The organism is Streptomyces sp. NPDC001373 (genome assembly GCF_042895815.1).
Taxonomy (GTDB): Bacteria; Actinomycetota; Actinomycetes; order Streptomycetales; family Streptomycetaceae; genus Streptomyces.
Genome location: NZ_JBIAWQ010000020.1, coordinates 96,722 through 117,651, shown reverse-complemented (window position 1 = coordinate 117,651; position 20,930 = coordinate 96,722). Strand labels below are relative to the sequence as shown.

General features: G+C 71.3%; 17 protein-coding genes, 1 tRNA gene and 1 pseudogene. 7 read left to right on the top strand and 12 right to left on the bottom strand.

The window, feature by feature from the left end:
• Positions 1–5: 5 nt before the first annotated feature.
• Positions 6–794 (bottom strand): ferritin-like domain-containing protein, encoded by a 789-nt coding sequence (locus ACFY15_RS31240; RefSeq protein ID WP_390689986.1) that lies wholly within the window; start codon positions 792–794, stop codon positions 6–8.
• Between the two features lie 205 nt (positions 795–999).
• Entirely contained in the window at positions 1,000–2,049 is a 1,050-nt protein-coding gene (locus ACFY15_RS31235; protein WP_390689985.1) for an LLM class F420-dependent oxidoreductase, read from the bottom strand.
• Between the two features lie 109 nt (positions 2,050–2,158).
• Here ACFY15_RS31235 and ACFY15_RS31230 point away from each other — a divergent pair, with 109 nt between their 5' ends.
• Together ACFY15_RS31230 and ACFY15_RS31225 are read left to right on the top strand one after the other, a co-directional pair.
• Positions 2,159–3,142 carry an aldo/keto reductase gene (locus ACFY15_RS31230; protein WP_390689984.1) on the top strand — a complete coding sequence of 328 codons (984 nt, stop codon included), beginning with the start codon at positions 2,159–2,161 and terminating at the stop codon, positions 3,140–3,142.
• Between the two features lie 74 nt (positions 3,143–3,216).
• A complete protein-coding gene (locus ACFY15_RS31225) occupies positions 3,217–5,538 on the top strand; it encodes an ATP-binding domain-containing protein (RefSeq protein WP_390826494.1) in 2,322 nt (773 codons plus the stop codon).
• 60 nt (positions 5,539–5,598) lie between these two features.
• Here the strand turns inward: ACFY15_RS31225 and ACFY15_RS31220 are convergent, their stop codons facing one another.
• On the bottom strand, positions 5,599–6,270 hold the full coding sequence (locus ACFY15_RS31220) for a hypothetical protein (RefSeq protein ID WP_390689982.1): 672 nt from the start codon (positions 6,268–6,270) through the stop codon (positions 5,599–5,601).
• A gap of 47 nt (positions 6,271–6,317) precedes the next feature.
• Between ACFY15_RS31220 and ACFY15_RS31215 the strand changes: the two genes are divergently transcribed.
• Positions 6,318–6,506 carry a DUF5703 family protein gene (locus ACFY15_RS31215; RefSeq protein WP_045950166.1) on the top strand — a complete coding sequence of 63 codons (189 nt, stop codon included), beginning with the start codon at positions 6,318–6,320 and terminating at the stop codon, positions 6,504–6,506.
• Between the two features lie 93 nt (positions 6,507–6,599).
• Here ACFY15_RS31215 and ACFY15_RS31210 read toward each other — a convergent pair whose 3' ends face one another.
• The 3 genes from ACFY15_RS31210 to ACFY15_RS31200 all read right to left on the bottom strand — a co-directional run bounded on the left by ACFY15_RS31210 (position 6,600) and on the right by ACFY15_RS31200 (position 9,234).
• Positions 6,600–7,388, bottom strand: coding sequence for a chaplin (locus ACFY15_RS31210; RefSeq protein WP_390826487.1), 789 nt, complete (start codon positions 7,386–7,388; stop codon positions 6,600–6,602).
• A 150-nt stretch (positions 7,389–7,538) separates the two neighbouring features.
• Positions 7,539–7,772 (bottom strand): chaplin ChpH, encoded by a 234-nt coding sequence (gene chpH / locus ACFY15_RS31205; protein ID WP_042816431.1) that lies wholly within the window; start codon positions 7,770–7,772, stop codon positions 7,539–7,541.
• Between the two features lie 136 nt (positions 7,773–7,908).
• Entirely contained in the window at positions 7,909–9,234 is a 1,326-nt protein-coding gene (locus ACFY15_RS31200) for a M20/M25/M40 family metallo-hydrolase (RefSeq protein WP_390689980.1), read from the bottom strand.
• Between the two features lie 167 nt (positions 9,235–9,401).
• Between ACFY15_RS31200 and ACFY15_RS31195 the strand changes: the two genes are divergently transcribed.
• Positions 9,402–9,486 (top strand) — tRNA-Leu (locus tag ACFY15_RS31195).
• A 196-nt stretch (positions 9,487–9,682) separates the two neighbouring features.
• Here the strand turns inward: ACFY15_RS31195 and ACFY15_RS31190 are convergent.
• Positions 9,683–10,573, bottom strand: a complete 891-nt coding sequence (locus tag ACFY15_RS31190) for a hypothetical protein (protein ID WP_390826486.1) — start codon at positions 10,571–10,573, stop codon at positions 9,683–9,685.
• A gap of 361 nt (positions 10,574–10,934) precedes the next feature.
• Between ACFY15_RS31190 and ACFY15_RS31185 the strand changes: the two genes are divergently transcribed.
• Positions 10,935–11,270 carry a hypothetical protein gene (locus ACFY15_RS31185; RefSeq protein WP_390826485.1) on the top strand — a complete coding sequence of 112 codons (336 nt, stop codon included), beginning with the start codon at positions 10,935–10,937 and terminating at the stop codon, positions 11,268–11,270.
• Positions 11,271–11,449: 179 nt separating this feature from the next.
• Here ACFY15_RS31185 and ACFY15_RS31180 read toward each other — a convergent pair whose 3' ends face one another.
• A complete protein-coding gene (locus ACFY15_RS31180) occupies positions 11,450–12,355 on the bottom strand; it encodes a hypothetical protein (protein WP_390826484.1) in 906 nt (301 codons plus the stop codon).
• Between the two features lie 180 nt (positions 12,356–12,535).
• Here ACFY15_RS31180 and ACFY15_RS31175 point away from each other — a divergent pair, with 180 nt between their 5' ends.
• Positions 12,536–12,760, top strand: a complete 225-nt coding sequence (locus tag ACFY15_RS31175; RefSeq protein WP_390826483.1) for a helix-turn-helix domain-containing protein — start codon at positions 12,536–12,538, stop codon at positions 12,758–12,760.
• A 303-nt stretch (positions 12,761–13,063) separates the two neighbouring features.
• On the opposite strand, the gene ACFY15_RS31170 is transcribed toward ACFY15_RS31175, so the two are convergent.
• Entirely contained in the window at positions 13,064–13,588 is a 525-nt protein-coding gene (locus ACFY15_RS31170) for a hypothetical protein (protein WP_390826482.1), read from the bottom strand.
• Between the two features lie 285 nt (positions 13,589–13,873).
• Between ACFY15_RS31170 and ACFY15_RS31165 the strand changes: the two genes are divergently transcribed.
• Complete coding sequence (locus ACFY15_RS31165) at positions 13,874–14,449, top strand: hypothetical protein (protein WP_390826495.1); 576 nt, start codon at positions 13,874–13,876, stop codon at positions 14,447–14,449.
• A gap of 229 nt (positions 14,450–14,678) precedes the next feature.
• Here ACFY15_RS31165 and ACFY15_RS31160 read toward each other — a convergent pair.
• From ACFY15_RS31160 to ACFY15_RS31150, 3 genes and pseudogenes are all read right to left on the bottom strand, one after another.
• Positions 14,679–15,728: pseudogene (locus ACFY15_RS31160) on the bottom strand (IS630 family transposase).
• 875 nt (positions 15,729–16,603) lie between these two features.
• Positions 16,604–16,876 (bottom strand): hypothetical protein, encoded by a 273-nt coding sequence (locus ACFY15_RS31155; protein WP_390826481.1) that lies wholly within the window; start codon positions 16,874–16,876, stop codon positions 16,604–16,606.
• Positions 16,876–20,877: a polymorphic toxin-type HINT domain-containing protein gene (locus ACFY15_RS31150; RefSeq protein WP_390826480.1), complete on the bottom strand. Its 4,002-nt coding sequence runs from the start codon at positions 20,875–20,877 to the stop codon at positions 16,876–16,878. Before ACFY15_RS31150 ends, ACFY15_RS31155 begins: the two co-directional genes overlap by 1 nt.
• Positions 20,878–20,930: the final 53 nt, after the last annotated feature.

Here is a 20,930-nt window from a genome sequence, read left to right as displayed (position 1 = left end):
GGGGTCTAGGTGGGGCCGGGGGCGGGGACGGGCCGGCCGCCCAGGGGGTCCGGGCGCCCGGGCGGGCGCAGCCCGATCATGCGGTGCCAGCCGCTGAAGCGCTCGTACGCGTACACGGCCCCGATCCCGGCGGAGAGCGCGGCCCGTTTGGGCGCGGGCCAGTGCAGCAGCCGGCCCATGTGGTCCATGACGGCCCGGCTGACGTCCCGGTAGACGGCGATCTCGGCGAGGGCGCTGGTGCGCAGCACCCGCTGGATGGCGGGGCCGTGCCCGCGGCGGGCGAGGCGCAGCAGCTCCTCGTGGCAGTAGGCGAGGTGGTTGTCCTCGTCGTGGCTGATGACCCTGACGGCCTTGCCGATCTCGGGGTGGTCGCCGAAGTGGCGCAGGAGCATCGTCATCTGGTCGGCGGCCCGTTGCTCGGTGACCCGGCTGTGGGCGAGGTAGACGAGGACGTCCTGCTCGCTCAGCGGCTCCTCGCGGCGCAGCTTGTCGTGGGCGAGACCGATGCCGCGGCGTTCGAGGAGCATCGTGTAGTCGGTCTCGGGCGGGACCGGGACGGCGGGCAGGCCGCGCCTGCGCAGCAGGGCGCGGAAGATGCGGCCGTGCTTGTCCTCGTCGGCGCCGTGACGGGTGATCTTGGGGGCGAGGTCGCGCAGGGTGTCGGGGACGAGGGCGGCGATCCTGGCGTTCTCCCAGCCGCCCTGCGCCTCCCCACTGGCGGCGATGGAGCAGAACAGCTGGAAGGAGTCGTCGTGGTCGACGATCTCCTGGAACAGGCTGCGCGCAGAGAGCATGGAACGAGTCAAATGCGGAGGAGGCGGGCAGGCAACCGTGGAGTCGCGGGACTCGGCCGAATGAACGAAACCGCGGCCCGGGCCGCGGGGCGTAACCCCGCGGGCGGGCCGCGCGTTGTTCGCTGTGTCGGCCGTGGCGGGGAAGACCCCCCGAGCCCCCACCACGGCCGCTGAGCCCTTCCGGGCCCTGCGGGTCCGGCGCGCGTCAGGCCAGTCCGGCCAGCTCCAGCGCCTCGGTGCCGGCCCGCAGGGCGGTGAGCCGCTCGTCCAGGGTGAATCCGGCCGGGGCCAGCGTGAGGGTGGTGACCCCGGCGTCGGCGTAGGCCCGCATCCCGTCGGCGATGCGCTGCACGGAGCCGAGCAGCGTGGTGGAGTCGATCAGCGAGTGCGGGACGGCGGCGGCCGCGCCGTCCTTGTCGCCGCCCAGGTACTTGGCCTGGATCTCGGCGGCCTCCTTCTCGTACCCCATCCGCTGGGCGAGCTGGTTGTAGAAGTTCTGCTTGGGGCTGCCCATGCCGCCGACGTACAGGGCGGTGTAGGGGCGGAACATGTCCGCGAGGGCGGTCACGTCGTCGCCGACGGCCAGCGGCACGGTCGGGCAGACGTCGAAGCCGTCCATGGTCAGCCCGGCCTTCGCGCGGCCCGCGCGGATGTGGCGCAGGGCCGTCTCCTCCAGGTGCTCGGCGGCCGGGAAGATCAGCAGCGCGCCGTCGGCGATCTCGCCGGTCTGCTCCAGGTTCCTGGGCCCGATGGCGGCGATGTAGAGCGGGATGTGGGGGCGCTCGGGGTGCACGGTCAGCTTGAGCGGCTTGCCCGGGCCGCCGGGCAGCGGGAGGGTCCAGTGCTCGCCCTCGTAGCTGAGGCGCTCGCGGCTCATGGCCTTGCGGACGATCTCCACGTACTCGCGGGTCCGGGCGAGCGGCTTGTCGAACTTGACGCCGTACCAGCCCTCGGAGACCTGGGGGCCGGAGACGCCGAGGCCGAGGCGGAAGCGGCCCTTGGTGAGGGAGTCGAGGGTGGCCGCGGTCATGGCCGTCATCGCGGGCTGGCGGGCCGGGATCTGGAAGATGGCCGATCCGACGTCGATCCGCTCCGTCTGGGCGGCGACCCAGGCCAGTACGGTCGCCGCGTCGGAGCCGTAGGCCTCGGCCGCCCAGCAGACGTCGTAGCCGAGGCGGTCGGCCTCCTGGGCGACGGCGAGGTTGTCGGCGTCCATGCCCGCACCCCAGTAGCCGAGATTGATGCCGAGCCGCATGTGTCGTCCCCTTACGAAGTGCCGGTTTACCGCTCAGTAACGTAGGTCTGCGCAGGGACTCTAGCGCGCCCGACGGCCTCGCGGCAGTGCCCCAGTAGTCTCAGCGCTCATGGAGCAGAGGCATCTCGGCCGCACCGGACTGCGCGTCTCCCGGATCGGCCTCGGCACCCTGACCTGGGGCCGCGACACCGGCGAGGAAGCCGCCGCCGAGCAGTTGAAGACGTTCTGGGAGGCGGGCGGCACGCTCGTCGACACGGCCGACGTGTACGGGGGCGGGGAGTCGGAGTACCTCCTGGGGCGGCTGGTGGGCTCCCTCGTCCCGCGCCGGGACCTGGTCATCGCGACCAAGGCGGGCAGCGTCCCGGACCCGGACCGGCGCTTCGACGGCTCGCGCGGGCATCTGCTGGCGGCGCTGGACGACTCCCTCGACCGCCTGGGCACCGACCACGTGGACCTGTGGCAGGTCCACGCCTTCGATCCGCAGACCCCGCTCGACGAGACCCTCCAGGCGCTGGACCTGGCCGTCTCCAGCGGGCGCGCCCGGTACGCGGGGGTGTCGAACTTCAGCGGCTGGCAGCTGGCGAAGGCCGCGACCTGGCAGCTGGCCGCCCCGGGGGCGCGGACCCGGCTGGCCTCGACGCAGATGGAGTACTCCCTGCTCCAGCGGGGCGTCGAACGGGAGGTGCTCCCGGCGGCCCTGGACCTGGGCGTCGGCCTGCTCCCCTGCTCCCCGCTGGGCCGGGGGGTGCTCACCGCCAAGTACCGCGACGGGACCCCGGCGGACTCCCGGGGCGCGTCGGCCTCCCTGGCGGCCTTCGTGGAGCCGTACCTGGACGAGGCGGCGGGCCGGATCGTGGACGCGGTCGTCACGGCCGCCCAGGGCCTGGCGGTGACCCCGCTCCAGGTGGCCCTGGCCTGGGTCCGCGACCGCCCCGGGGTCGCCGCGCCCATCGTCGGCGCGCGGACGTCGGCGCAGCTCGGGGCGGCGCTGTCGGTGGAGGCCCTTAGTCTTCCGGAGGAGATCCGCCGGGCGCTGGACGACGTGTCCGCGCCCGTGCACCGCTACCCCGACCAGGACTGGAGCACGTTGTGAGCACGGACCCCGAAGCCGCCCCCGCCGACCCGGCAGCCGCCGAGCCCGCGGCCGGGCCGGAGCCGGACCAGTCCGTGCCCGGCACCGGCACCCCCACCCCACCCGACGCACCGGGCCGCCCCACGGCCGACACCGCCCCGGGCACACCCACCGAGGCCGGGGAACCCGAACCGGACCAGGGCCCCGGCACGACCGGCGAAGCCGCGGCGGAGCCCCGCGGCGGCGCGGACGGGGCAGAGACCGGGGACGGCACGACCGACCAAGCCGCGGCGGAGCCGGAGGACGGCGCGGGCGACGCAGCCGGGGACGAGCCGCGCGACGGCACGACCGGCGAAGCCGCGGCGGAGCCCCGCGGCGGCGCGGACGGGGCAGAGACCGAGGACGGCACGTCCGGCGAGGCCGGGGCGGGGGCCGAGGGCAGCGCGGCCGGGGCGGGGGCTTCGGGGGGTGGCGGCGAAGGGGGTGAGGCCGCGGCGCCCGGGGTCAGTGAGGCGCAGGCCGAGCTCGCCGCGCAGCGGGTCGAGCGGGAGCGGATCGCGCGCCGGAAGGCCGAGCGGGAGCACCCCGTCGACGCCGGCGGCAAGCTCAGCGGCAGGGCCGCCGACCTGCTGGCCGCCGTACGGGCCGTGGAGAGCGGGGCCAAGGCGCCCGGGCTCACCTTCGACGAGGCGCCGGCCGCACCGCGCAGGGCCGCCCCCGCTCCCCCGCCGGCGCCCCGCCCCCGGGCCGCCGAGCGCCCCGTCGGGGACATCGGGGCGGTGCGGGCCGTACTGGCGCGCGGCGGTGCCCCGGAGGCCCTGGCCGGACCGGCTGCCGAGGCCCTCGGGGAGGGCGCTGCCGAACGGCTGTCCGAGGACCCCTGGCGGCTGCTGGCCGTCCCCGGGGTGCGCCCGGCCCAGGCGGACGGTTTCGCGCAGGCCCTGCTGGGCCCCGCGGCCGGCCCCGCCGACGAGCGCCGCGGCGCGGCCCTGCTGGACTGGCTGCTGGCCCAGGCCGCCGAGCGGGGCCACACCGCCCTGGAGGCCCCGGTGCTGGAGAAGGCCCTGGCCCAGTACGGGGTGCCGGCCCCCGGCGCGGCCCTGGAGGCGGCGATCGGCGACGGCGCGGTGCTGGTGTTCCACGAACCGCTGGGCGAGCCCGTCGCCGAGGACGAGGAGCAGCCCGTCCGCGTGCTCGTCGGCCTGGAGGAGCACGCCCTGGCGGAGGAGAGCCTGGCCGACGGCCTGGCCCGGCTGGCGGCCACGTTCACGGGCCCCGCCGACTGGTCCCGGGCGGCCTCCGGGCCCGGCGCCGAACTGGTCCGGGCGGTCGCCGCGGCCGGTCTGGTCACCCACACGGGCGGCGAGGCGGCCCGCGCCGAACCGCGGGCACTGCTGGAGGCCGCCCGCGGGCTGGGCCTGCGCGCCGTACTGGCCGCGCACGCCCCCGCGCCCGGCGCCGTCACCGTGGCGGAGCTGCTCGCGGGGACCGGGGCCCCCGGACGGGACGCCGACGGCCGCTTCGAGCTGGACCTGCTCGTCGTCCTGGACGCGCCGCAGCTGGACGTGGAGACGGCCGCGGCCCTGGTGGAGTCGGTGCCGGACGGGGCCCGGCTGGTGCTCTCCGGGGACCCCGGGGTGCTCGGGTCGGCGGGACCCGGCCGGGTGTTCGCCGATGTGCTGGCGGCCCGCGCCTTCCCCCACGTGGTGTCCCGGACCCCGGACCCCGGCCCGATCGGCGAGCTGGTCTCGGGGATCGGCGTCGGGGAGCTGAACCAGGTGGACGCCCCCGGCAAGGAGGTGGTGATCGTGCCCGTGCGGGACGCCGGCGAGGCCGTGCACCGCACCGTGCAGCTGGTGGCCGACTCGGTGCCGCGCGCCTTCGGCATCCCCGCGGAGGCCGTGCAGGTCCTCACCCCGGGCCACGGCGGCCCGGCGGGCACCCGGGCGCTGAACGCGGCCCTCAAGGAGCGCCTCAACCCCGGACCGGGCCGGTTCGGCGGCTTCGACCCGGGCGACCGGGTGGTCCACGTGCCCGCGCCCGGAGGGGCCCTGCCGGCCCGGGTGGTGTCGGCCGACGCCGAGGGGCTGCACCTGGACGCGGCCGGCGCGCGGATCGTCGTACCGAAGGACCGGGTGGAGTCGCGGGTGCGGCACGGCTGGGCGGTGACGGCGCACCAGGCCGTCGGCTCGCGCTGGCCGGCGGTGGTCGTCGTGCTGCCGGGGGACGCGGCGCAGGCCCTGTCCCGGGACTGGGTGTACACGGCGTTCGGGCGGGCCGAACGGCACCTGTCCGTGGTGCACGGCGTCGAGCAGGCGCTGGCGCACGCGGTGGCCCAGGTGCCGCCCAAGCCGCGCACGACCCGTCTGACGGGCCTGCTGCGGGCCCTGGCGGCCGCCCAGCGCGAGCAGGCGTAGGGGAAGGCGACGCGGCACGCCGCCCGCTTCCCGTAAGGGCGCGGGCGGCGTGGCGCGGCCTCAGGCCGGGGTCAGTCCGGACGGCGCGGCGGGGCGCTCCTCGCCGCCGGCGTCGTCGTCCTCGAAGTAGTCCGCGTCCTCGTCGAAGACGGAGCTCACGTCGAACCGGTGCAGGACGTCCTGGGGATCGGTCTGTCCGAAGGGCGAGCCGAGCCAGTCCCCCGGTTCCGCGGGCTCCTCCAGCGCGGCGATCCAGAGGGTTGAGTCGCCCTCCTCCAGGCCGAACTCCTTGGAGCGGGAGGCGATCTCGTCGGCCTCGTACTCCCCGAAGAGCACCCCGAGCGCCCCGCCGGTGCCGCCGTCGTCGATGAGTTCGGCGTCGCGGTCGTGCGCGGCGACGCGCTCGGCCTGGGCGATCAGCCGGGCCGGTTCGACGACGGCGTAGTCGCGGCGGATGAGCACGCTGAACGCGGCGGGCTCTGCGGGGCCGGTGTAACGGGCCCCGGTCTCGGGGGTGGGGATCTCGAAGGGGGTGACCTCGTCGTAGCGGTCGTAGAGGAGTTCGTCGTACTCCTCGGCGGCGGCGGCGAGTTCGTTGAACGCGGCGTAGACGGCCGGGTCCTCGTCCCCGACCCTGCTCTCGACCGCGGCGAGGTGACGGTCGAGAGCGGCCTTGACCGCCTCGGCGGCGGCGCGTACCTCGGCAACAGTGGGCAGAGCGGCATCAGACATAGTGCAGACGCTATCCGTAGCGGGCCGGTGCCCGCACAATAGATGCGATGCCGGAATACGAATTCGTCGACGTGTACGTGCCCCGCGGGACCCCCCGCAAGGAGGCGACCCGCCTGCTGACCGACCATGCGGAGTACGGGCATTGGGAGCTCGACCGCCTGACCCTGTACCGGGACGGCAGCCGCCGCGCGCGGCTGCGCCGCCGGATCATCCGCCAGGTCAGAGCGACCTGGTGACCGCGGCGCCGTCGGACGCGGGCGGCGCGGGCCACGGGCCGTGAACACGGCGACGCGGGCCCCGGTGGCCGGGGCCCGCGCGGTGGGGGTGCGTCAGGCGGCTTTGCGGGCGCGCCGGTAGAGCACGGTGCCGGCCAGCAGCAGTCCGCCCGCGAGCGGGAGTCCGGCCGTCATGGCACCGCCGGCGCCGGTCTCGGCGAGCCCCGCTCCCGGCGTGCCGGTGGAGTGGCCGGCCGGGGTGACGGTGCCGTTCGTGCCGGAGCCGGCGGTACCCGGGTTACCGGGGCCGGGCGTGCCCGGGCCGGGGCCGCCGGGGGTGCCCGGGGCGTGCCCGCCAGGGGTGCCCGGCGTCTGGCCGCCCGGGGTACCGGGGTTCCCTCCGCCCGGAGTGCCCGGGTTTCCGGGCGTGTGCCCGCCCGGGGTGCCCGGGTTTCCGGGCGTGTGCCCGCCCGGGGTGCCCGGGTTTCCGGGCGTGTGCCCGCCCGGGGTGTGACCGCCCGGCGTACCGGGGTTGCCGGGGTGCCCGGGGTGGTCCGGCTCGTCGTCGCAGTCCTCGTCGCCACCGCCCGGGGTGCCGGGGTGGCCCGGGGTGCCCGGATTGCCGGGGTGGCCGGGGTGGTGCGGCCCGCCCGACGCGTTGGCGCAGTGGTTCCCGAAGGCGGGGTTCAGACCCCCCACCACCGTCACGCTGTTGCCGCAGGCGTTCACCGGCACGTCCACCGGCGCCTGCACGTTGTTCCCGGACAGAAGGCCCGGGGAGTTCACGGCGTGCCCGGAGGCGCCGGAGTCCGCCTGGGCGTAGCCGCCGCCGAGTGCGAGGACGCCCCCGGCCGCCGCCATCGTGATCAGCGTCTTCCTCGTGACCTGTACCGGTCGTCGCATCTGTTCTCGTCCCCTGGTGTGTGCGTTCGCGCGGCGCACAGGCTGTACGGGCTCCCCCGCCTGCCGCGCCGACCCGTCTGGTTCCGGGCCCTGATGCCCGGCGGCCCCGAAGCGCTGGATTGCGCTCCGGGGCCAGAACTTTCAGAAGCGTCAGGCGTTGACGCAGGTGTTGCCGAAGGCCGGGTTCAGCAGCGCGATCACGTTCACGGTGTTGCCGCAGACGTTGACCGGCACGTGCACGGGAACCTGGACGACGTTGCCGGACGCGACACCGGGGGAGCCGATGGCCGCACCCTGGGCGCCCGCGTCGGCGGCGGCGAGACCGGCACCCGCGAGAACGAGACCACCGGTGGCAGCCGCAGCGGCGACAACCTTCTTGAGCATTGTTCCTCCTAGTAGGCAATGCGGTCCCAGCCGCGGACCGCACCACCTGTAACGAGGAGGGATCACCGGGGCTACGAGCGTATGAGCGCATTCACTCTTCTCAGTGGAATTGCGCACACCTTCCCGATTCCCGGCGTCAGGCGTTGTCGATGAAGCGGTCGAGCACCCGTACGCCGAACTTCAGGCCGTCGACCGGGACCCGCTCGTCCACACCGTGGAACATGCCCGCGAAGTCCAGCTCCGGCGGCAGCTGGAGCGGCGCGAACCCGAAGCAGCGGATGCCGAGGTCGTCGAAGGACTTGGCGTCCGTGCCGCCGGAGAGCATGTACGGGACGGCGCGCGCGATCGGGTCCTCGGCCCTGAGGGCGCCCTGCATGGCGTCCACGAGCCGGCCGTCGAAGTCCGTCTCCAGGGCCTTGTCCGCGTGCACGTCCTCGCGCTTCACGCGCGGGCCGAGGATCCGGTCGAGGTCCGCGAAGAACTCGTCCTCGTAGCCCGGCAGGAAGCGGCCGTCCACGTGCGCGGTGGCCTGCCCGGGGATGACGTTGACCTTGTAGCCGGCGCCGAGCATCGTCGGGGCGGCCGAGTTGCGCAGGGTCGCCCCGACCATCTTGGCGATGCCGCCGAGCTTGGCGAGGGTGGCGTCCATGTCCTCGGGGTCGAGCGGGGTTCCGAGCGCGTCCGAGAGTTCGTCGAGGAAGGACCGGACGGTCTTGGTGACGCGGACCGGCCAGGTGTGGCGGCCGAGGCGTCCGACGGCCTCGCACAGCTCCGTGATCGCGTTGTCGTTGTTGGTCATGGAGCCGTGGCCCGCGGTGCCCTCCACCGTGAGCCGCATCCAGTGCATGCCCTTCTGGGCGGTCTCCACCAGGTAGAGGCGGAGGTTCTCGTTCACGGTGAAGGAGAAGCCGCCCACCTCGCCGATGGCCTCGGTGACGCCCTCGAAGAGCCCGGGGTGCTTGTCCACGAGGTGCCGGGCGCCGTACGTGCCGCCCGCCTCCTCGTCGGCGAGGAACGCCAGCACGATGTCGCGGGGAGGTTTGCGGCCGCTGCGCATGCGGTCGCGGACGACGGCCAGCGTCATCGCGTCCATGTCCTTCATGTCGACCGCGCCCCGGCCCCAGACGCAGCCGTCCGCGATCTCGCCCGAGAAGGGGTCGTACGTCCAGTCGGCGGCGTTGGCGGGGACCACGTCGGTGTGCCCGTGGATCAGCAGCGCCGGCCGCGAGGGGTCCTCGCCCTCTATGCGCGCCACGGTCGAGGCGCGGCCCTTGTGCGATTCGAAGATCCGGGGCTCCAGCCCGACCTCGGCGAGCTTCTCGGCGACCCACTCGGCCGCCTTGCGCTCGCCGGGGCCCGAGTGGTCCCCGTAGTTGCTGGTGTCGATCCGGATGAGGTCCCGGCAGAGGTCGACGACCTCGTCCTGGCCCGAGACGGTCTTGCCCGCGCCCGATGCGCTCACGCTGATTCCTCCCGTAGATCACGTACCGGCTGGCTCCCATCCTCCCGCCCGGGACCGCTCTCCCCAAGAGCGGTCCACCGGCCGGTGGGGGTGTGATCGGGGACCCCGGACTGTTTGGTAATGTTTTCCACGTCGGAACGGCCGCGAGGCCGGGAAGCACACACCCGGTCCGGGTGGCGGAATGGCAGACGCGCTAGCTTGAGGTGCTAGTGCCCTTTATCGGGCGTGGGGGTTCAAGTCCCCCCTCGGACACACAGGTCAACCGACCAAGTGGAGCCGGTCAAGGCGACAGTATGTCGCTTTGACCGGCTCTGTTGTTGTGCGTGAACGTGATCTGGCCCCCTGCGGTTCGCAGGGGGCCAGATGTTTTTGTGCTGGTCAGGTGGGGTGCAGGGGGTGGGGCGGATCAGGGGTCGGGGGTCGTTTCGGGGAGGTAGCCCTTGGGGGTCTAGCCGCTGGGGTTCTTGCGCTTGTGGCGGTTGGAGGGGCGGCGGCGGGCTGGCTGGCCGTCGCTGGGGAGGGTGGCGAGCCAGCTGGCAAGTTTGCGCTGGTTGGCGTGGGCGATCTGGAAGGCGAGGAGGAGGGACTGCGCGGCAATGCCGCGGATGCGGCGGGTGCGGCTTCGTTCGATGGCTTCGTGGTCCTTGGCGTAACCGTTGAAGTGCTCGACGCGGTTGCGCAAGCGGAAGTAGTGGTGGGTCCAGGGAGCGAGGCCGTGGTCGAGTTCTTGCCAGTAGCGGATGCCGATGTTGCGGGCGAAGGTGAGCGACTCCCGTCGGCAGACCTCGGGCGGGCCTGTGGGGGTGGGCATGACGTCGATGGCGGGAAGTCGGGCGTCGCGGCCGAGGCTGCGGCGTTTGATGGGGCAGGCGACGGTCGGGTGAGTGCCTGCGGCGGGGCAGAGCATCCGGCGTGCGCCGCGGTGGTCGGGGGCGGCCTTGGGCCGTAGGCGGAAGGCGGCTCGGGCGTTGACGCGGGACCGCCAGGTGATCTTGTCGATCTTCTTCTCGAGGAGGTCCGAGGTGACGGTGATGAGGGCCTGGGGCAGGTTGGGGCAGTACCAGGTGCCGTCGACGAGGAGTGCGCCGGCGTGGCTGCCCTGGATGCCGAGCTGGTCGATGCGGTAGTCCCAGACGGGGCGGTATCCCAGGTCGCGGACGGGGGCGTGGAAGGTTTCGGGCAGGGCCGCGTTGTAGGCGCGGTCTGCGGCCAGCCAGCCCGCCTTGTAGCCGCGGCGGTGGACATCGCGGAGAGCGGTGACGGCGTTGCCTGCGGGGTCGTGGCCGGGTTTGTGGACGGTGAAGGCCAGGACGAGGGCGGGCAGGTGCCGTTCCGGCATCCCCGTCGGATGCGGGTGCGGGGGCGGGGGCGCCGCTGAGCGGTGTGGTGGAGGTCTCGCCCGTGACGACTAGGGTGGCCTCGTAGCCGTAGAGGTGGCGCTTGGTTTTCTTCGTCTTCTTGCCGGTGCCCGCAGTAGTGGGATCCGGAGAGTCAGCGGGGTCGCGATGGCTGCCTTCGCGGACGTACCAGGCTGCATCGGGGTCGGTGGCGGTACTGGGAGCGCTGGTGGGGACGCCTCGCGAGAAGGTACGGATCGGCGTAGCGTCCACGGAGGCCGAGCCGTCCCACACCTTCTCGATGAACGGCCTTGCCGGGGTGAGAGAGGCCTCGATGATCCGGTTGGTGACCTCCACGAGCAGGTGGCGGCGCGCGGCGAGCTGATCCGGGTCGGCTTCCTGCTCCAGGCGGAAGGCCTCGGCACGTGGCAGGCGCCGTGTGGGCAGGGGCGAGGGGTTCATGACGGCTTCGGCCCGGTGGAAGGCGCGACGGACGGCGAGGTAGGCGGCTTCGAAGCCGTCGGCGGTGTCGGGCCAGGCGGGAAGGGCGAGCTGCGCGCGGGCCGCGGGTGTGAGCTGATGGGCGAGGATGTCGGCGGCTTCGGTCAGGGTCACGCGGCCGTTGTTGCGCCAGGAGGCCAGCGTCATGGCGGTGAACAGGGCGTCGAGGGTGACGGTGCGGGTGCGGCCGGCCGGTGACTTGCGGATGGCCTGCTGGGCTGTCCGGACCAGGGGGACGATCCCGGAGCGTTCCACGAAGCGGCGGGCGCGGGTGAGCTCGGCCGGCTTGACCGTGTGGCGGCGCACGTGCGGCTGCGCGAGCCAGGCCGGGTCGCTTGCCTGGCAGCGCGGCGTCGGTGGGTGGTGGCGGTCGGGGATCACGGCATCTCCCTGAGGATGGTGCGGGCCTGGTCGGCGCTGGCGCTTTTGAGGAAGGGCAGGAGGCGGGAGAGGGCGTGGAGGGAGTCGAGGCCTGCGCTGGCCAGCAGCACAGGCAGCGGGATGCATGCGTCCATGCGCTCGATGAGCCAGGTGGCGCGGCAGCGGCCCATGACCAGGCGGGGTACTCGCGGGTCGTGGGCCGCGCGGTAGACGAGGTCGGTGACGGTGTTGCTCTTGCGGGCGAAGCTGGCAGAGCGGAAGAGGTAGCTGGTTCCCGCGTGCTCGGCGGCTTCGGCCAGGGTGCGCTCGAAAGGGCGGGAGCAGATCACCAGGCGGGAGCGGTTCCCGCGGACGGCTACCACGGTGGCCCCGTCCTCTAGGGTCCGCACATCCGGGCCACGCAGGGGGATGATCTCGTGGGTGTCGAGGCCGCACCCGAGCCCAAGGGCGAGCAAGAGGATGAGTCCTCGGCGTAGTTCGGCGGTGGACTGTCCGCCCGCCCACGCCCACAGGTCTGCCTTCTGGTGGGGGGTGTAGGGCTGGGAGGGGTCGGACCCGGAGAGCGGTATGGGCCGCCCGCCCGGCAGGTCGGGGCCGAACACGGCGGTCCTGATCGTGGTCAGAGCAGCCCGGTAGTTCGCCCGGGAGGCTTCGCCGACATCGGTGCAGCCGATCGCCGTGAAGTGCTCGACCATCGCCGGGTCCAGCCACAGGCGGGCATCAACAGGGTGTCCTTGCTGGTCGGCGAAGACCGCGATCCGGGTCAGCGCGGTGAGGAGGTCGCGGGCCCGGTAGGTGGTGGTGGGAGCCGCGCGGGCGATGGTGTTGCGGACCTCGTCCGCGACACGCTCCCACGCCGGGGGTCTGTTGCTGGGCCTGTATTGCGCGATGCGACGCTCCATCAGCATCCTCCAGACGAACACCCCTGGAGGGGTGCCATTGCAATACCATGCTGGGTGCTGGGAGGCGCTCGGCGACCCGGGAGATCCGGATGGGTGAGACTGGGGCACGTGCCCCGAGGAGACAGCCGCTTCGTCAGTCCGTGCGGATACGTACAAGTCGGCGCGTGGCCCACAGCTGTCATGACTGACCATCACGGGGCCAAGGTCGCCCAGGCGCTGGCGCTCGCGCTCGCTCTGGCCCTGAAGAACGCCGGGTGGTCGGTCGCGGAGCTGTCGCGGCGCAGCGGTGTCAGCCGGCTCACGATCGCCAATGTCCTGGCCGGCAAGGTCTGGCCCGATCTGCTGACCGTCGCGAACCTGGAGCGGGCCCTGGACTGTGACCTGTGGCCGGGCCGGGGCGTGTGAACTTAGGAGCCCGCGGCGTGGTGGGGATGCGGGTGAAGGCATGGTGGCCGTCCTCGACAGGGTGGATCCCCCGACGGCGGCCACCCGATGGGATGACGGCACGGCAGAACTGGGCCACCTGGCGCCATGTTCGCGTTAGGGTGCCGGAAACGGCCGGGCCGCGTTGACTGGCCCGGTCCGCCGCCCGGGAGGGCTGCGGACCGGGCCGCCGTGGAGATGGTGTTCGCCGGGGCCAGGGGCCGTTGTGGGCCGCCGCTGATGTGAGAGTTGGCGGCGGCCCTGCCCCATGCCGGCTTGCCGGGTTCAGTTCGTGGGCGCCTCCTCCGTGTGGGCGGGAGCGGCGCGGTAGAGCACGTACCTGGGTTTGACACTCCGTTTGCTCAGGAGGCCCTTGACGACGAGTTGTTCGACCAGCACGCGCAGACTGCGCTGGTTGGACTGCCCGGTCGCTTCGGAGATCTCCTGAAGCCGCCACTCCCGCTCCGGATCCGCGGCGGTGACCTCGAGTACCCGCAGCCGATACGGCACCCGCAGACCGGATCGGGCAGGCTGTGCCTCTTCACTCAAGGCCTGCGGGCTGACCTGATACGGCTCCGGGCCACTGCGCGGCGAGTCATCGGTCACATCGGCGTGCTCGTCGTCTCCCGGATGGGGGCCGCGCGGGCCCGGGAAGACCCAGGGCCGCTCGGCGAGCACTTCCAGCTTCGTGCGCACCAGACGCACGCGCGCGACGAAGTCGACGGCGTCCTCCTCGACACGCATAAGCAACTCGACGGCGCCCCGGGGATCCGCAACAGCCGCTTCCCAGTCCAGGCTGATGCTGCCCATGGCGGATACCCTAGGGCCGCGCGCACACTTCACAGCGCGCACGGACCAATACGCCACCCTGATGAGTGATGGCCGCTCCCATCCACTGCCCGAGACGGTTCCCAGTCGCCTGCAACCCCGGCCTCAGGCGCAGTCAACGCACGTTACACGGCTATTGCCGAACACAGCTGGCGCACTGCGGTCGCCGTGCGAACGCACGTGACCCACGGCCTGGGCAGCCTCGGCCGGGCGGGCGCGCACTTTCACAGCGTGCTGAGCCGAATAAGGCCTTCTACCCTCACCCGCATGTGCAGGCATACCCTGGCGATGTCGCCTGACGTGTTCCTCGTCTGCTTCGACCAGCGCCACCGCGTGCTGCTTCTAAAGCCGTCCCCGCCCGCCGCCACAGCCTGGGCTCTGCCCTCGCTGCGCCGCGACCAAGGTGAGCCCTGCACACACGCGGCCATGCGCCTTGCGGTCGCAATCGCCCCGCCCGGATGCCTGCGGTTCGGCGCGGTCACCGCCCGGACCGGACGCACCTCACATCGGGGCAGACACTGCACGGCACGGCCCATAGCACGGCTCTTCACCGGCTACGCCGACGCCGCCAGATCGCGGCTGGCGATTCCAGGAGCGGTGACAGCCTGGCTGCCGCACGAAGAGGCCGCCGAAGCCGTCGGACATTCGGGAACCGGTGAACTCGCCGAGTCGCTGGCTCTCGTGGAGGCGGAGGAGTACGAGCGGTTCGACGACGCCTACGACCGGATCGCGGACACCTTGTCGCTCGTGGCCCCGTCAGGTCCAGTCGCGGAGTTCCTTCTGCACATCAGCGACGATCGTGCTTGGTTCAGGTGGAGTGACGAACCATTCGAGGATGGCTGAGCCCGCCAGGCCTTGGGGAATTACGTGACCACAGCCTCTGGGGAATTACGCCGCCGTCGACAAGCCTCCTCGTGGCGGGCCTGGCCGTTGAGGCTGCGGGCCAGACCGAGACGCAGGACCAGGTGAAGCGGTCCAGTACGCGATGAGCCGCAAGTGCCTCCGCCTCCGGGTGGCGGCCCAGCGCGGTAAGGGCGTAAATCTGCCCATTGCGGGCGGCCGTTGCTATTGATCAGAAACTCATGGGGTTCTCGTCGAGGGCGTAGCGGACGTGTGGGCCGCCGAAGTAGCCGCGGACGATGTGCGGCTGGGCTGGCGTCTGCGGAAGAAGCGGCGGGTCTCAGCGGCGAGTTCTGCCTGGTCCCGGGCCCCGGTGCTGTTTGGGCAGGCTGTGCTTGAGGTCGGCGTTGACCAGCTCGTCTGGGTTGAGCTCGGGCGAGTACGTGGGCAGGAAGTGCAGTTCGACGTCGTCGGGGTGGGCGGCGAGCCAGTCGCGGACCTTCTTGGAGCGGTGGGCGGAGTGTCCGTCGACCACGAGATGGACCTTGTGGTCGAAGTGTCCGGCGAGCCGGTCCAGGAAGCGGCACATCACCTCGGCGGTGAAGCTCTCGGTGAAGACCATGAAGTGCATCCGGCCCTTGGTGCTGATCGCCGACATCGCGTTGACGGAGAACCGGTTCCCGCTCCGCCGCACCACGGGTGTCTTCCCCTTCTCGCCCCAGGTGCGGCCGGTGACCTGGTCGGAGCGGATGCCGACCTGGTCGGCGAACAGGACCTCGCCGCCGTCCTTCTTCGCCTTCGCCCGGATCGCGGGCCAGGTCTCCTCGTGCCAGCGGCGCACGGCCTGCGGGTCCTGCTCCACGGCCCGCTTGTCCGGACGCTGGAAGGACAGTCCCCAACGCCTCAGGTACTTGCCCACCCCGGGCTCGGTCAGTCGCACCCGGTACAGCTTCGCGATCAGCTCGCCCACCAGCCGCCGCGTCCACAACTGCCCGCTCAAGCCCAGGTCACAGGGCCGATGATCGAGGACTGCCTGCCGCACGGCGCCCTGCTCGGCCTCCCCGAGCACCTGGTGCACCCCGACAGGCTTGCCCCGAGGCTGCATGACCAGCGCCTCCCGGCCGCCGGCCTGCCATTTCGCCCACCAGATGTCGACCGCCTTCAGCGACACCCCGAACACCGCCGCCACGTCCTCACGGTCCCGCCCCGCCACCAACGCGGCCACTGCCCGGAGCCGCAGGGCCTCCTGCGCCGACGGCGACAGATGCCGCGCGTCCCCCACCAGATCGCTCACACCACCACAACGACCCAGTACCCGAACCGTTTCGGATCAATATGAGCGTCATGTCCGGCCCTGTGCCGCGGGATGCGATCCGGGCGACGGCCGCGCACTCTGCCTCGCGTTCGGCGCGTCGGGCGAGTGAGCTCAGCGCCTGGGCGCGGTCCGAGCGCAGTTTCAGGGTCTGCGGGTGTTCGGCGCCGAAGATCCTTCCGAAGGCCGGCAGCAGTGCATCGTATGTGGTGACGGCATCGGCGTGGCGGCCTTGAGCGCCCGCAGCGAGCGCGGCGATACCCAGTGCCAACGCCGCGTACGTGTCGTCGCGCGGCCGGGACCGGGCCGCGGCCACGGAGCGTGCCTCGGCCTCAGCCTCGGCATAGCGCCCCGCTTGGTACAGGGCCATGGCCTTGGTCAAAGGGGTTCTCGTCGTCTGACCGGCTTCGCCTCGGCCACGCCGCCGAAAGAGTTTCATGCCCCGGAGCATACGAATGCTGCGAACACCACTCGGCAAGGGCTGGCGTGTTGTTCGAGCCCACAGAGGCCAGCTCAGACGCTCACCCGGGCCAAATGGAACACTCGATGAACGCGGTCGCGGCCCACGTCGACGCTTGTCGGGGTACAGATTCATCTGCAGAGCGCGGTACAGGCTCATGTGCAGAGGTGAGGCGTAGGGTGCCTGACATCTGACATCAGCTCAGTCATATGTCCACTGTCGATCCCTGGATGCGCCTCCACCGGAGCGTCCAGGAGGAATACGCCGAACACGGTGTACGGCCCGGCGCGGGGATGAAGCAGCGCGGGTCGCCACCAAAATGGTGGCGACCCGCGCTGTGGTCGTTAAAGGAAGTCGCTCCTGCTAGGTGCTGGTAACCAGGCCCCTACTCCCCAGTGAGCAGGCGGTCGGCGTAGGGCTGGAGGACCGTTCGAAGGTCTTCGTCGGAGACGTCACCGCTACCACCGATTCCGTTCCATCCGACCATTTCGTAGAGAACTTGAACGGGAACGTTCAACCCACGGAAGAAAGCATGGGCGAAGGGAAAGAAGGCTGGCGGGTCTCCCAGCTGCGACAGTATCAATTTGGCAACGTCGACAACATCATCACCTTCCATGACTCGTTCGCGCACAATTTCAGACAGCTCTCGATCACTCATTATCGGTAGAATACCACAGTCACCTTGTCGCGGTTACCGGGAGGTCCGACCTCCTTTTCTATTACAACCTCACCGTTGAAGCCGTACTTTTTGGCCATCTTGCCCGTGAAAGTATTACGGGCCGCTTCTTGGGGGGTGAGCATGAGGCTCTGAACGCCAGAATTGTAGCTGCGCAAGTTATCGGCAATGTCTTGCGAGTCGTCCCAAACCCCTCCGCCAACCCAGGTCCCCCGGACGCCCTTAGCTTTACCACCCAATGCTTCCATGGCTTCGGTAAACATCTCGGCCCCGGAGGGGGTCTTGCCATCTACCGCATGGATGTAGAGATTGAGAATCCCGTCATCATCTATAGAAGCCAGAAGCCCACCGGCATGACCAGGCTTGTACGTGTTGCTGTATTCCGTATCACTCTTGCATGCGGAGTTGTGGACCAGGATAGCCGTATCGCCGGCCATCGCGTAATAAGTGTGGAGGTTCTCGACCGTGAAGTTATAGGTCTGCGCAACCTTCGTGTACGAGCGGTTCTTGCGAACTGTCAGGGTCTGCCCGTCGCTGCTGCGGAGCGTGTGTCCGGGCAGAAGGTCCTTCGCTTCCACCCATCGGGCCTCCGAGGGGCTCCAGAACGGGTGCTCGTTGGTGGCCGTGATAGATCGCGGTCCATTAGGTGTTTCAATTGCCAGTTCGTTGAGGTGCTTGTTCCCCCGCGTGATGATCAGGTGCGAGACCTTCTGCGGCGAGGTCGCACCTGTGGCCGGGTCGGTCGCCAGCACCGAGTCGCCCTGGCGCACTTCCTCGATATTGCGTGTGGATCCGTCACCCATGAGAACTCTCGTCCCCGCCAGGAAACAGCGAGAACAACCCGCTGTTCCTGTTCCTTCGACACCCTTCAGGAAGGACAACGCCACTCGCAGCATGCGGATCTTGTTGCTGACTAGCGTGTCCTTGACGAAGTCCGTGCATGCACCAATGTCGATGCTTTCGTAGCAGTTGTAAGCGTTGCTGAGGCTCAGGCCCTCTTTGAGGACATTCTTGGTGACATCGCCATAGGGCTTCCAGTATTCGGCGGCTGCCTTGATCGCATCACAGTTGATGTTGTGCTGCCAGCACCAGCGGTTGCGTTCGCTTTGGGTCATGCAGTTCAGGCCGTCATAGCCGCATCGGTAAATCCGGGCGGCCTCCCTGGCCGGGGCGGACTTGCGGTACTCCTCGGCCCTGTCTTCGGCGATCTGAACGTACTGGGCGTGAGCGGCGCTGGCTTCCCGCTGTGCGCCGACCGCGTCATTGTTCGCCTGCAGGAAGGTGTCCCTGGCCTGGGCTGCATAAGCCCAGGCAGTGGAGGCCGAGACGCGTGCGGATTGCGCGGAAATCTCCGCGTCGGCCGCTGAGACTGCCGCGTTGCGTGCTGCGCTATCCGCGCTCGCGGCAGCCGCACGTGCGACCTTGGCCGATTCCGCGGCGCGGGCGGCAGAGGCTTCGGCGTCCTTCGCCGACTTGCTGGCCTGGGCGGCATAGCCCTTGGCCTGCTCGGCGGAGTTGGATGCTTGGGCAGCGTAGCCCTGAGCCTCTGCTGCTGCCTTACGGGCCGTGGCAGCTGCGGCTGCGGCTTGCGCGGCGTCCTGGGCAGCCAGGGCTGCGATGGCGGCGCCTTCGGCGATGAGCTGTTGGACGCGGTGCTGGTGGGTAGCGGAGAGGAGGTCTTCCTGCTGCGCGGCGTAGCGGCCTCGCTGGATGAACTCGTGGAGGTCGGCCTTGGAGCCGGTCAGGGCGATGCGGGCGGCCGATTGGAGTTCGGGGCCTCCGCTGTCGGCGAGCTGTGCTGCTTGGACGCGTTCGTCCTGAGCCCGTGCGGTGTACTGGCCTGCGGTGGCGAAGTCGGCGTACTTGGCGACGTCGCCGGAGTTGAGGGCAGCGCGGCCGGCGTCGGCGGTGACGGGGCCGGCCGTCTCGAGGATCTGCGCGATGTAGACCCGCAGTTCCTCCTTTGCGGCCTGGTACTGGCCGGAGGCAAGAAAGGCCGTGACGGCTGTGTCGTCGCCCTTGAGTGCCTGTTCGGCGGCCGCCCTTACGGCGGCGGAAGGATGCTGTTCAGCAAGGCGGGCTGCCTGCTCCCGCCGGTCTTGCCGGTCGGCTTCGGCCCAGCCCGTGCGCAGGTAGGTAAGGATGTCGGCGTCGGAGCCTGCAAGGGCGACTTCGGCGGCGACCTTGCTCCATTCACCGCGGATCTGGGCGGTCTTCAGAGCCACCTGGCGCCCCTTGGGGGCCAGTACAGCGGCGTCAGCGTCGGGCTGCTTCGCGGCCTGGGCCGCCAGTTGCTTGGCCTCGGCCTCCAGGTTCTGGGAGTCCTTGGCGGTCTGCTTTGCGGCGGCCTCTTCCTGCTCTTCCTTGGCCTTGTTGTCCTTGGCTTTCTCCAGGCCCGCGTTGGTTCGGGCGAGGAGATCTTCCGCTTCGATTTCGCGGGCCAGGGCGTAGACGGCCTTGGCCTGGTCCACGGCCGACTTGGCTGCGGCGGACGCCTGGGCGGCCGCTTCGGCATGCTTGGTGGACTCGGCGGCGGCCGTCGCAGCTTCGCCTGCGTGCCTGGCCGCCTCCTCCGCTGCGTCTGCGGCGTTCTGTGCGTGGATTGCGGCAGAGTGAGCGGCATCGCGCGCCTCCCATGCGGCAGCGGCAGCTCGGCGGGCGAGTGCGGCAGCGGCGTTGGCGGCTCGGTTGGCCTCGTTGGCGTGGCGCCGTGCCTGATCGGCGGCGGCACGGGCCTCGGCGGAGTCGATGCCAGCCTGGTCGGCATAGCGGCTGGCGTCCAGGGCGGCATCGGCAGTCAGCAGAGCGTTCCTGGCGGCGCCCAGCGCGCCCTGGACAGCGTCGGCGGCGGCCTGAGCAGAAGCACCCGCGAGATTCGCGGCCTTTTCGACTTCCTGAACGCCGCGCATCGCGGCGCGGGCATCGGCAGCGGCCTTGTTGGCATCAGCAGCCTTGGTGCCGTCGGTGGCTGCCGCGGCCGCGGCGTCGCGTGCGCGGGTGGCGGCGTTGCTGGCGGACGCTGCGGCGCTAGCGGCATTGGCTGCGGCAATTGCCGCGATGCGGGCGGCGCGGTTGGCGGCGGCAGCAGCGGATATAGCCTGCTGCGCGGCGGCAGCTGCCTGGCGGGTGGCTTCGGCGGCACGGCGTGCTGCGGCGGCGGCTCGTAGGGCGTCGCCCCGGGCGGCTTCGGTCTCGGCGGCGGCCTTCTCGGCTGCTTCCTTGGCCTGGCGGGCGGCTTCCACGGCTCGCGCGGAGGCCTCCTTGGCGGCGTCCTTCTCGGCGGTGGCCTGACGGCCTGCCTCGCGGGTCTGCTCCAGGAGTTGGGCGATGGTTGCCTGCTCCTGGTCGCGGGCGCGGGCGACGAACTGCCCGACCGTCAGGAAGTCGCGGATCTGGTCGGGTCCGCCGCGCAGGGCTATGCGGCCGGCGGCCCGGGTGTTCTCGCCACTGATGCTGAGGATCTGGGCGATCTGGACGCGGTCGTCCTGCTCGCGCAGGGTGTACTGGCCCTCCGTCAGGAAGGCCTTGATGGCGCCAGGGCCCTTCTGGAGGGCTTCGCGGCCTTTCTCTTGGACGATGGGGCCGCTGGTGTCGATGATCTGGGCGACCTTGACGCGCTGGTCCTGCTCCAGCGGGGCTTTCCAGCCAGTCTCGAGGAAGGTTTTGATCTCGGCTGGGGTGCCGGCGAGGGCTTTGCGTGCGGCGTCCTGCAGGCTGATGCCGCCGATGCTGGCAATCTGGGCCGTGGCGACCCGGTCGTCTTGGCGGACAAGTGCTTCGGCTTCGCCGAGGAACTTCGCGACCTCGGCGTCGCTTCCGGTGAGCGCGACTTCGGCGGCCGCCTTGACTCCGGGGCCGCCCTTCTTCCACAAGTCCACGACCCGGCCGCGCTCGGTCGGCGGTACCACGTAGCCGGGCACCTGCGCGGGTGGTGTGTCCGCCGCGGTGGCTATAGCGGGTGCGGCACTGAGCAGACCTGCCACCAGTGCGAGGGGGAGAACGCCTCTGCTCAGTGTCCGTCTGACGAATCGGGGGA

Coding starts and splice junctions, on each gene's coding strand:
- ACFY15_RS31240 (WP_390689986.1), bottom strand. CDS start 794: ATGCTCTCTGCGCGCAGCCTGTTCCAGGAGATCGTCGACCACGACGAC.
- ACFY15_RS31235 (WP_390689985.1), bottom strand. CDS start 2,049: ATGCGGCTCGGCATCAATCTCGGCTACTGGGGTGCGGGCATGGACGCC.
- ACFY15_RS31230 (WP_390689984.1), top strand. CDS start 2,159: ATGGAGCAGAGGCATCTCGGCCGCACCGGACTGCGCGTCTCCCGGATC.
- ACFY15_RS31220 (WP_390689982.1), bottom strand. CDS start 6,270: ATGTCTGATGCCGCTCTGCCCACTGTTGCCGAGGTACGCGCCGCCGCC.
- ACFY15_RS31215 (WP_045950166.1), top strand. CDS start 6,318: ATGCCGGAATACGAATTCGTCGACGTGTACGTGCCCCGCGGGACCCCC.
- ACFY15_RS31210 (WP_390826487.1), bottom strand. CDS start 7,388: ATGCGACGACCGGTACAGGTCACGAGGAAGACGCTGATCACGATGGCG.
- chpH (WP_042816431.1), bottom strand. CDS start 7,772: ATGCTCAAGAAGGTTGTCGCCGCTGCGGCTGCCACCGGTGGTCTCGTT.
- ACFY15_RS31190 (WP_390826486.1), bottom strand. CDS start 10,573: ATGCCGGAACGGCACCTGCCCGCCCTCGTCCTGGCCTTCACCGTCCAC.
- ACFY15_RS31180 (WP_390826484.1), bottom strand. CDS start 12,355: ATGGAGCGTCGCATCGCGCAATACAGGCCCAGCAACAGACCCCCGGCG.
- ACFY15_RS31175 (WP_390826483.1), top strand. CDS start 12,536: ATGACTGACCATCACGGGGCCAAGGTCGCCCAGGCGCTGGCGCTCGCG.
- ACFY15_RS31170 (WP_390826482.1), bottom strand. CDS start 13,588: ATGGGCAGCATCAGCCTGGACTGGGAAGCGGCTGTTGCGGATCCCCGG.
- ACFY15_RS31165 (WP_390826495.1), top strand. CDS start 13,874: ATGTGCAGGCATACCCTGGCGATGTCGCCTGACGTGTTCCTCGTCTGC.
- ACFY15_RS31155 (WP_390826481.1), bottom strand. CDS start 16,876: ATGAGTGATCGAGAGCTGTCTGAAATTGTGCGCGAACGAGTCATGGAA.